Origin of the sequence: Leptotrichia sp. oral taxon 215 str. W9775, assembly GCF_000469505.1 — a bacterium.
Taxonomy (GTDB): Bacteria; Fusobacteriota; Fusobacteriia; order Fusobacteriales; family Leptotrichiaceae; genus Leptotrichia_A.
Window position 1 is genome coordinate 46,009 of sequence record NZ_KI272861.1, and the last position, 11,077, is coordinate 57,085.

At 35.2% G+C, this 11,077-nt stretch carries 8 protein-coding genes and 1 pseudogene; all 9 read left to right on the forward strand.

Annotation, left to right across the window (positions count from 1 at the left end; translation table 11 throughout):
- The first annotated feature begins 348 nt into the window (after positions 1-348).
- Complete coding sequence (locus HMPREF1984_RS08480) at positions 349-1,374, forward strand: IS30 family transposase (protein ID WP_021767555.1); 1,026 nt, start codon at positions 349-351, stop codon at positions 1,372-1,374.
- Positions 1,375-1,508: 134 nt separating this feature from the next.
- The gene (locus HMPREF1984_RS08485; RefSeq protein ID WP_021767556.1) at positions 1,509-1,718 is read left to right on the forward strand and encodes a helix-turn-helix transcriptional regulator; all 210 of its coding nucleotides are present in this window, start codon (positions 1,509-1,511) and stop codon (positions 1,716-1,718) included.
- 55 nt (positions 1,719-1,773) lie between these two features.
- Entirely contained in the window at positions 1,774-4,323 is a 2,550-nt protein-coding gene (locus HMPREF1984_RS08490) for a type I restriction-modification system subunit M (RefSeq protein WP_021767557.1), read from the forward strand.
- Between the two features lies 1 nt (position 4,324).
- A complete protein-coding gene (locus HMPREF1984_RS08495) occupies positions 4,325-5,584 on the forward strand; it encodes a restriction endonuclease subunit S (RefSeq protein WP_036100353.1) in 1,260 nt (419 codons plus the stop codon).
- Between the two features lie 14 nt (positions 5,585-5,598).
- A complete protein-coding gene (locus HMPREF1984_RS08500; protein WP_021767559.1) occupies positions 5,599-6,252 on the forward strand; it encodes a DUF3990 domain-containing protein in 654 nt (217 codons plus the stop codon).
- Between the two features lie 5 nt (positions 6,253-6,257).
- Positions 6,258-6,677, forward strand: a complete 420-nt coding sequence (locus HMPREF1984_RS08505) for a hypothetical protein (protein WP_198011774.1) — start codon at positions 6,258-6,260, stop codon at positions 6,675-6,677.
- On the forward strand, positions 6,674-7,147 hold the full coding sequence (locus HMPREF1984_RS08510; RefSeq protein WP_021767561.1) for an NADAR family protein: 474 nt from the start codon (positions 6,674-6,676) through the stop codon (positions 7,145-7,147). The genes HMPREF1984_RS08505 and HMPREF1984_RS08510 overlap by 4 nt, the downstream gene beginning before the upstream one ends.
- Positions 7,148-7,168: 21 nt before the next feature.
- Positions 7,169-7,690, forward strand: a pseudogene (locus tag HMPREF1984_RS08515) (restriction endonuclease subunit S); the annotation flags it as partial.
- A gap of 87 nt (positions 7,691-7,777) precedes the next feature.
- Complete coding sequence (locus tag HMPREF1984_RS08520) at positions 7,778-10,924, forward strand: type I restriction endonuclease subunit R (protein WP_021767563.1); 3,147 nt, start codon at positions 7,778-7,780, stop codon at positions 10,922-10,924.
- Positions 10,925-11,077 lie beyond the last annotated feature (153 nt).

Sequence of the window (11,077 nt, forward strand, 5' to 3'; positions counted from 1 at the left end):
TATCGGAATAGACAACACAAGATTTGGAGTAACATTAAATGCAGGTTACGACACAAAAGGCCACAATGTAAGAGCAGGAGTAGGACTAAGAGTAATATTCTAAAATATTAACATGAATAATTTTAAGAAGGGGCTGTTGCAAATTAAATAGTTGAGTCCCAAAAGAAAAAAGATGCTAAAAAACAATTTTTTGTAGTTTAGCATCTTTTTAAAATTGGTTATTTGTCAAATAGTGTTGATAAATAAAAGTTGTAAAGTAAAGTGTCACTATATGGAAAAAAATAAGAACCATAAAAGTTTTCTATGGTATGATTAATTCACCACAAACAATCAAAGGAGAAAACAGATATGGTTCAAGAACAGTATACAACAAAAAGAAGAAAAGGGCAACACTTAAAATTAATAGAGAGAGGAAAAATAGAAGCACTTCTTAAAATAGGAATACCAAAAGTGAAAATAGCACAGGAACTGGGAATAAGTGTGAGAACCCTCCACAGGGAAATCAAAAGAGGCATGGTGGAGCTTCTGAATACAGATTTATCAACAAGGGAAGTATATTCTGCGGAATTTGCCCAGTCAAAGTATGACAAGGCACAGAAGGGGAAAGAAGGAGAACTTAAGATAGGGAAGAACCTCAAACTGGTAAAATATCTTGAAGATTCGGTGAAACGGGGGAAGAATTCCCCGTATGCTGCACTGGAGCAAGCAAAAAGGGAAGGACAGGAAGTAAACATAGGACTGAAGACACTGTATAACTATATACATAGCGGACTGTTTCTGGAATATAGTGAGGATGACATGCCCTACAGGAAGAGGAGAAAGAAGAAGGTTGAGTTAAGGAAACGTATAAGGAAGCAGGGAGGGAGGAGCATAGAGGAAAGAGATGAAAGGATAGGGGCACGTTTAGAGCATGGGCACTGGGAAGTGGATACAGTATTAGGTAAGAAGGGGACATTGACATGTCTTCTTGTACTGACAGAACGAAAGACAAGGCTTCAGCTGATAAGGAAGCTAGAAAACAGGACAGCATTACATACAGAAGGAAGAATAAAGGGATTAATAGAGGAATATCCAGATTCAATAAAGACACTTACGAGTGACAATAGTAGTGAATTTATGAAGGTTGAAGAGATAGAAGGACTGGGAGTAGGATATTTTTATGCACACAGCTTCAGTTCGTGGGAACGAGGGAGTAACGAAAATAATAATAAGCTGATAAGAAGGTTTATACCAAAAGGGACAGATATAACAGATATAACGGAAGAAGAACTAAAGAGTATAGAGGAATGGATGAATAATTATCCGCGAAAACTTTTTAATGGAAAAAGCTCAAAAGAAATGTATGATATTGAACTGAAACAGTACATTTCATAATATTTCATAAAAAAGTGACATTTACTATTGCAATTTAGCTTTGCAACAGCCCCAAGGTAATTATATTGCCAAAACCATATTTAACTGCTATAATATAGGTGCTTACACTTTAACAGAGAAAGAGGGAGGGCAAAATGGCTGTTAGTTATAAAAAACTTTGGCATATTCTTCTTGATAGAGATATGAAGAAAAAGGAGTTGGAAGCTTTGGCAGGTCTTAGCCATTATGCAATGAGCAAGATGAGTAGAGATGAAAATGTAACAACTGAAGTTCTCGGTAAGGTTTGTGCTGCACTTGATTGCAAGATTGAGGATATCATTGATTTTCTTCCGGATGAAAAATAAGCCTGTTTGTTTAAAATAGGTTTTAGAAAAATTTAAGATATATGGAGGCTTTTACATGAATAAGCAACAGTTAGCCACAAAAATTTGGGAGTCTGCAAATAAAATGCGTTCCAAAATAGAGGCGAACGAATATAAGGACTATATTTTAGGCTTTATATTCTATAAATTCCTTTCTGAAAAGGAAGTAAAGTATTTAAAAAACAATGACTGGACAGATGAATATCTTCCAGAATTAAAAGAGGAAGATAAAGAGACGGTTACCAGCATACAGAAAAATTTAGGATACTTTATATCTTATGAAAATTTATTTTCAACTTGGCTTTCTAAAGGCAAAGATTTTAGCGTTCAGGATGTTCGTGATGCTCTGTCTGCATTTAGTCGTCTAATCAACCCTACTCACAAGAAAGTATTTGATGGTATTTTCGACACATTACAAACAGGACTTAGTAAATTAGGTGATAGTGCAGCTTCGCAGTCAAAATCCATCAGTGATCTTATCTATCTTATCAAAGATATTCCAATGGACGGTAAACAAGGATATGATGTGCTGGGATTTATTTATGAATATTTAATAGAAAAATTTGCAGCTAATGCAGGAAAAAAAGCCGGTGAGTTCTATACGCCACACGAAGTATCCCTTCTTATGTCCGAAATTGTTGCCGAACATCTTAAAAATAGAGAGAAAATTGAGATTTTTGATCCAACAAGTGGTTCAGCCTCACTTCTTATTAACATCGGCAAGAGTGCGTCAAAGTATATCGAGGGAAAAAATAAAATTAAATATTATGCTCAAGAGCTAAAACAAAATACTTATAACCTCACTCGTATGAATTTGGTTATGCGTGGAATTGAAGCAGACAATATTGTCACTCGAAATGGAGATACCTTGGAAGATGATTGGCCGTACTTTGATGAAAATGATCCTACCCAAACATATAATCCGCTTTATGTAGATGCGGTTGTATCAAATCCGCCTTATTCACAAGGCTGGAATCCTTCGGATAAAGAGACTGATCCTCGTTATGCAGGATATGGACTTGCTCCAAAGGGAAAGGCGGATTACGCTTTCTTGCTTCATGACCTTTACCACATTAAACCAGACGGTATCATGAATATTGTTCTTCCACATGGTGTTTTATTCCGTGGTGGAGAGGAAGGAGAAATTCGTAAAAATTTAATTGAAAAGAATAAAATTGACACCATCATCGGGCTTCCTGCAAATATCTTTTACGGCACAGGGATTCCGACCATTGTGATGGTTTTAAAGCAAAAAAGAGTGAATACCGATGTGCTTATTATTGATGCCTCAAAAGGATTTGTAAAAGAAGGAAAGAATAACAAACTAAGAGCATCGGATATTAAGAAAATCGTTGATGTTGTAACTCGTAGAGAGTGTGTAGAAAAATTCTCACGAGTTGTCAGTCGTGATGAGATTAGAAGAAACGACTACAATCTTAACATTCCGAGATATGTTGATTCTTCCGAAAAGGCTGAGTCTTGGGATATTTATGCTTCCATGTTTGGAGGACTGCCTATTTCAGAAATTAACGAGTTGAATGAGTATTGGACAGCATTTCCAAAGCTTAAAACGGCTCTTTTAGAAAAAACATCAGGAGAGTACTCAAGGATTGTTGTTACAGATATAAAAAAAGCAGTTAAGGAAAATGAATGTGTACAGGCATTTGAACAAAGTTTCAAAAATGCTTTTGGAAATTTTGACGACTATTTGTATAACGAATTGATTATAAAAATGGATACACTTGGTATTTCAAAGACAGAGGAAGTTTTATCCTTAGATATTTTTGCAAGATTAAAAGATATTCCTCTTGTAGATAAGTATGAAGCATATCAATTACTTGATGATGATTGGACTAAAATTGCCATAGACTTAGAAATTATCAAGACAGAAGGCTTTGAATCAACAAAAGTCGTTGACCCTAATATGGTAGTCAAAAAGAAAGGAAATTTAGAACAGGAAGTACAGGAGGGTTGGAAAGGACGCATTATTCCTTTTGACCTTGTGCAAAATACATTACTTTTAGACGAAAAACAGGAGATACAGAAAAAAGAAAACAGGCTATCTGAAATTACTTCCAAGTATGAAGAACTTTTTGATATGCTTACCGAAGAAGAAAAAGAGGCAGACTTTGTAAATGAGGATAGCTTTGTATTTGCAGAAGTTAAGAAAGCACTAAAAAATAAAGATATTGAAGTAGAAACAAAGGAAAAATTAAAAGAAGTAGAAGCATTAAACACAGAAGAAAAGGCATTAAAGTCGGAAGTTAAAAAAGAAAGTGCATTATTAGAAGAAAAAACAAAGGAAACCATAGAAAGTCTGTCTGATGAACAGGTAAGGCAGCTACTTAAGAAAAAATGGATACATCCACTTATTCAGAATTTAATGCAGCTTCCTGACAGAATTGTTTCTGAATTGGTAGCAAAACTTGAAGCACTTGCAAAAAAATATGAAACTACGTTTGCTGAAATTGAGAGTCAAATTGAAGAAACGGAAAAAGAACTTTCTTTAATGATTGATGATTTGGAAGCCGGTGAGTTCGATATGCGAGGTCTCTATGAGTTCAAAAAACTTCTTGGAGGTGAATAGAATGGCAGAAAATACAAAAAAACCGGCCATTAGATTTGCCGGATTTACAGAAGTTTGGGAACAGCGTAAGTTGGATACTATTACTGATGTGAGAGATGGAACTCACGATTCACCACAATATGTAGAAGATGGACATCCATTCATTACATCCAAAAATGTTAAAGATGGATTTATCAATTATGAAGATATACAGTATGTTTCTGATAAAGATTATGAGGAAATAAACAAACGCTCTAAAGTTGATAAAAATGATATTCTAATGGGTATGATTGGAACTATCGGAAACATTGCTTTAGTGCGTGAAATACCTGATTTTACAATAAAAAATGTTGCTTTAATTAAGGATATCGGTGATGTGTTTTATCATTACTTATATCACTGTTTACAATCAAATAGTGTTGCACATCAGTTGGACGAAAATCTTGATGGTGGAACTCAAAAGTTTATAGCTTTAAATAAAATAAGAGAGCTTGTTATACCTGTTCCAAGTGAGTATGAGCAACACAAAATAGGCGATTATATGGAGTTACTCGACAACCTTATCACCCTTCATCAGCGTAAGTATGACAAATTGACCAATGTAAAAAAATCTATGCTTGAAAAAATGTTTCCGAAAAATGGTTCAAATGTACCGGAAATTCGTTTTAAGGGTTTTACTGAAGCTTGGGAACAGTGTAAGCTTTCAGACCTTGTTGATGTAATAGATGGAGACAGAGGAAAGAACTACCCTATAGAATCAGATTTTGATATAAGTGGACATACATTATTTTTAAATGCATCAAATGTAACAACAGATGGATTTGCTTTCGATAACAATCAGTTTATATCAGAAGAAAAATCTAATAGTATGGGAAATGGAAAGCTTAATGAAGATGATATTATAATAACTTCAAGAGGTTCATTAGGACATATAGCTTGGTATAACGCCTATATTCAGTGTATTGTTCCTTATGCACGTATAAATTCTGGTATGTTGATTTTGAGAAAAAAGAAGAGTGTAAGTACATCATATTTACATCAATTTCTGAAATCTGAAAAAGGGCAAAATCAAATATCGTTTATGAGTTTTGGAAGTGCTCAACCACAATTAACAAAAAAGGGTGTAGAAGGATTGCTTGTTAATTATCCAGGTTCATTAAATGAACAAGACAAGTTGGGAGAGTATTTCGCCAATCTCGACAACCTTATCACCCTTCATCAGCGTAAGCTGGAAAAATTGAGAAATATCAAGAAATCTATGCTTGAAAAGATGTTTATTTAGGAGGAAATGTAAAAATGGACAAGTTGATCTTATTTCATGGCACTCCTGACAAAATCGTAGTACCGACATACGGCAAGGGCGAAGAAAAGCATGACTACGGTCAAGGGTTTTACTTGACCGAAAGTATAGACCTTGCTAAAGAATGGGCAGTTTGTAGGCCGAATGAGAAAAACGGATGGGTTCATAAGTATCAGCTTGATACTGCCGGACTTAAAATCTTGGATTTTCAAGATAAAGGCGTTTTGGCTTGGCTGACTGAACTGATGAAGCATAGGGATGCTGCCGACTCAAAGCGTTACCGTATGCTTGCAAAGAAGTTTATAGAAAAATATGGCGTAGATACAAAAGAATATGATGTTATCAGAGGATGGCGAGCAAATGCCTCTTATTTCTACATTGCAAAGGAATTTGTAAGAGACAATATTGATATGGATATTCTTGAAGAACTGCTTTCTTTTGGCGGTTTGGGTATTCAGTATTGTATTAAGTCCAAGCTTGCTTATTCTAAGCTGCATGAGTTAGATGATGGCTTAATGGCGGTTCAGTATGCTGAATTTAACGAAAAGTATAATCAGCGGGACATTACTGCAAGACAGAAAATGAGAGAACTTGTTGACTCAGAAGCCAATAGTGTAACCAAGGTGTTCAGTACGCTTTTTAAGGAGTGATGATTATGAGAGCATATTCAAAAGATTATTTGAATGATGTGGTGGAAAATCAGGGAAAACTCTTTGACTTAGTTGCTCAAAATTTTTCCGATAAGAATACCGAAGACTTTATCAAGACATATATGCAAAGCAAAACAAGAAAAAGCATTGATGAAGCGAAAGCTTATGTAAATACCATGAGTGCTAAAGAGTTGTGGGACTACTTTACCAAAACGGAAAATTATGTTTTGAAATCCGGTAAGTCTATTGACGGGTTTATGCCTGATTGGATTGGTGAGTTCTATGCTTATTATCAGTGGTACTACAATATTCCAAGCTCAGAGGTACTGAAAAAAGTTCCGCTTGATTTTTTGAAAAAAGCATACTACGGTCTGCACGACTTGGAACTTGATTTAGCGGTGCGAAAGGTCGGAGAAGTGCGATGAGTGTTATATGTTTTCACAATCTAAATGAAGAAAATGGTTATTTAAGTAATTGGTATCTATCACCATTTACAGTAGAGAAGAAAAATTTTTCATCAATGGAACAATTCATGATGTATCGAAAAGCGATTTGCTTTGGCGACGAAGCAGTAGCTAAAAATATACTTTCCACTGATGATACCTCCCAAATCAAGGTACTTGGAAGACAAGTAAAAAATTATGATGAGCATATCTGGAACGGTATTAGGCAGATTGTAGTTTATGAAGGGCTTTTGGCAAAATTCTCACAGAATGAGGATTTAAAAGATAGACTTAAATCTACCGGAGAAGCTATATTAGCAGAATGTGCGGTAAAAGACCTAATTTGGGGTGTGGGATTATCAATGAAAGATCCTAACAGGCTTGATAAAACAAAATGGAAAGGGCAAAATTTGCTTGGATATACACTTATGATGGTGCGGGAATGTTTGTAATTCAGTCTTACTTGGGAACAGCGTAAGTTGTCATCACTATGCGATAAATTTACAGATGGAGATTGGATTGAGGCAAAAGACCAAAGTAATTCAGGTGTTCGTTTAATACAAACAGGCAATGTGGGAGTTGCAGAGTACCTTGATAAACCTAACAATAAAAAATGGATATCCAATGACACTTTTGAAGCATTACATTGTGAGGAAGTGTTCGAGGGCGATATTCTAATTTCAAGATTGCCTGAACCAGCCGGAAGAGCTTGTATACTGCCGAATTTAGCTTCAAAAATGATTACTGCGGTTGATTGTACGATAGTAAGAGTTTCTAAGGATACAAGCAATAAGTTTTTACTTCAATATCTATCTTCACAAAAATATTTTGATGAAGTAAATACTTGTCTTGCGGGTGGAACACGACAAAGAATTAGCCGAAGTAACCTTGCAAATTTCGATGTGGCGATACCCGTTAAAAAGAGTGAACAAGAAGTTATAGGTATATATTTTGAGAAACTCGACAACCTTATTACCCTTCATCAGCGTAAGTAAAAAAAGAAATAGTAAAAGATAAAAGAAGTGCCTTTAAAAAGCAATTCGGTATGTAAAGACATATATTGAAAGTTAGGAGGAATTACAATGGTTTTTAATAAAGAGTCAGATTTTGAAGAGGCTTTAATTAAAATCTTATCCGAGAAGGGTTGGGAAAAGGAAGTCCTGAAAAACTACTCTGAAAAAGATTTGCTGAGGAATTGGGCAGATATTCTTTTTGAGAATAACAGAGATATTGACAGATTAAATGATTATCCTCTGACTGACAGTGAAATACAGCAAATATTAGAGCAGATTGAGGCACTCAGAACACCGTTAAAATTAAATGGATTTATCAATGGTAAAAGTGTTTCTATCGTTAGAGATAACCCTGATGATAGTTTGCACTTCGGTAAAGAGGTCAGTCTTAAAATATATGACCGCCGAGAAATTGCAGCAGGTCAAAGTAGATACCAGATTGTACAACAACCGAAATTTCCTACCAAGTCAAAACTGCTTAATGATCGTCGTGGAGATTTGATGCTTCTTATAAATGGTATGCCTGTGATTCATATTGAACTAAAAAGAAGTGGTATACCGGTAAGTCAAGCCTATCATCAAATTGAAAAATACTCTCGAGAGGGTATTTTTACAGGGCTATTTTCACTTGTCCAGATTTTTGTTGCAATGGAACCGAAAGAAGCAGTATATTTTGCAAATCCCGGTCCTGACGGCAAGTTCAATCAAGATTATTATTTTCATTGGGCTGACTTTAATAACGAGCCAATAAATGAATGGAATAAAGTAGCATCAACACTTCTTTCTATTCCTATGGCTCACCAGCTCATCGGATTTTATACAGTTGCCGATGATTCTGATGGTGTTCTCAAGGTAATGCGAAGTTATCAGTATTTTGCGGCAAGTGCTATTTCAGATAAGGTTGCTAAGGGAAAATGGGAAGGCAATAATCAACTCGGAGGCTATGTATGGCATACGACAGGATCAGGAAAGACAATGACGAGCTTCAAATCGGCACAGCTTATTGCCAGCTCAAAAGATGCAGATAAAGTAATTTTTTTAATGGATAGAATTGAGCTTGGGACGCAATCTCTTAAAGAATATCGTGGATTTGCTGATGAAAATGAGGATGTGCAGGCGACAGAAAATACGAATGTACTTATAAGCAAACTTAAAAGCTATGATCCTGCTGATACATTGATTGTTACCTCTATTCAGAAAATGAGCAATATCAAAGATGAAGCAGGTGGACTAAATGCCCGAGATATTGAGATTATAGGCGATAAACGGATGGTGCTTATTGTTGATGAAGCTCATCGTTCTACATTTGGAGATATGCTCATTACAATCAAAAATACTTTTCCTAATGCAATGTTTTTCGGTTTTACAGGAACACCTATTCAAGATGAGAATCAGAAAAAGAAAAATACCACGACAACGGTTTTTGGCAATGAGTTGCATAGGTACAGCATTGCGGATGGAATAAGAGATAAGAATGTGCTGGGATTTGATCCCTATAAAGTGTTAACCTTTAAAGATAAAGATGTTCGTAAAGTTGTAGCACTTGAAAAAGCCAAAGCAAAAACTGAAGAGGAAGCAATTTCTGATCCTACTAAAAGCAAAATATATTATAAGTATATGGATGCCAATCAAGTACCAATGGTGGGAAACTTTGATAATAAAGGAAATTACATTAAGGGTATAGAAGATTATATCCCTAATGTTCAGTATCAAACAGAAGAACATACTAAAACTGTTGTAAAGGATATAGCGGATAATTGGTTGACGCTGAGCAGAGGAAGTAAATTTCATGCTATATTTGCTACAAGCAGTATACCAGAAGCAATTAACTATTATCGTTTGATGAAAAGCGAGCTTCCACACCTTAAAATCACAGCACTATTTGATTCAAGCATTGATAATAATGGAGGTGTCCAGTTTAAAGAGGGTGGGCTTATAGAGATTATTGAGGATTATAACTCGCTTTATGGGCAGGATTTTACCATTCCTACCTTCCATAAAATGAAAAAGGATATTGCTTCCCGTTTAGCACATAAGAAACCTTATAAAAGAATTGAAAACGAACCTGAGAAACAAATTGATTTGCTGATTGTAGTTGATCAAATGCTTACAGGCTTTGACTCGAAATGGATTAATACTTTATATATGGATAAGATGTTGCGTTATGAGAATATCATTCAGGCATTTTCCCGTACAAATAGGCTGTTTGGACCGGATAAGCCATTTGGTACAATCAGATATTATAGAAGACCACATACAATGGAGAGCAATATAAACGCTGCCGTAAAGCTCTATTCAGGAGATAGACCACTCGGGTTATTTGCCCAACATCTTATAGAAAATCTAAAGGAAATGAATCGGCTTTTCGAAAATATTTTTGATATTTTCGAAGGTGCAGGAGTTTCAAATTTTGAGAGATTGCCGGCAGATATAGACGCTTGTAAAAAATTTGCAAAAGATTTCAAAGAGTTTAATGAATTTTTAGAAGCTGCAAAAATTCAGGGATTTAAATGGAATATATCTTCTTATCAAGACGACACAACGGTAGAAAACATTGATGTGGCAATTGATGAAAAGACTTACCTGATTTTAGTTCTTCGTTATAAAGAATTGACAGGAGGAGGTTCTACTCTCGGCGGCGATGATGTACCGTATGATTTGGACGGATATATTACAGAAATCGACACCGGCTTGATTGATTCAGATTATATGAATTCCAGGTTTGATAAATATATTAAATTATTAAATGGAAATGGAGCAAGTACGGAGGATATTGAAAAGGCTGAGACTGAGCTCCATAAGACCTTTGCAATGCTAACACAAGAGGAACAGAAATACGCAAATATATTCCTGCACGACATTCAAAGGGGGGATGTTGAAATTACTTCAGGGAAAACGCTGCGGGATTATATCAATGAGTATTTATTAAAAGCGAAGAATGACCAAATTCACCGTGTTTCTGTCCATCTTGGAGTGGACGAAGATAAGCTAAGAGCTATTATGAGCTTAAAGCTTGTTGAAAGCAATTTAAACGAGTTCGGTAGATACGATGAATTGAAGCAGACTGTAGATAAGAAGAAGGCAAAAGATTATTTTGAAAAGATTGAAGGAATAAAAATAATACCGCCAAAAGTTATGATGAAGGCTGATATATTGCTTCGTGAATTTATTCTAAGTGGAGGATTTGACATCGAATCACCATTGAATGAAGTATAAGAAATTCATTACAAGGGGGCTGTCTCAAAATGGTTAAAATTTTGAGTTCAGCTTCTTTTTTTTGTCCAAATTAAAAACTCTCTAATTTTTTGCAGTTCTCTGATTAGAATTTTTTTCTAAATCAAAGAAAAATTGCACTAAAAAATTAGAGAA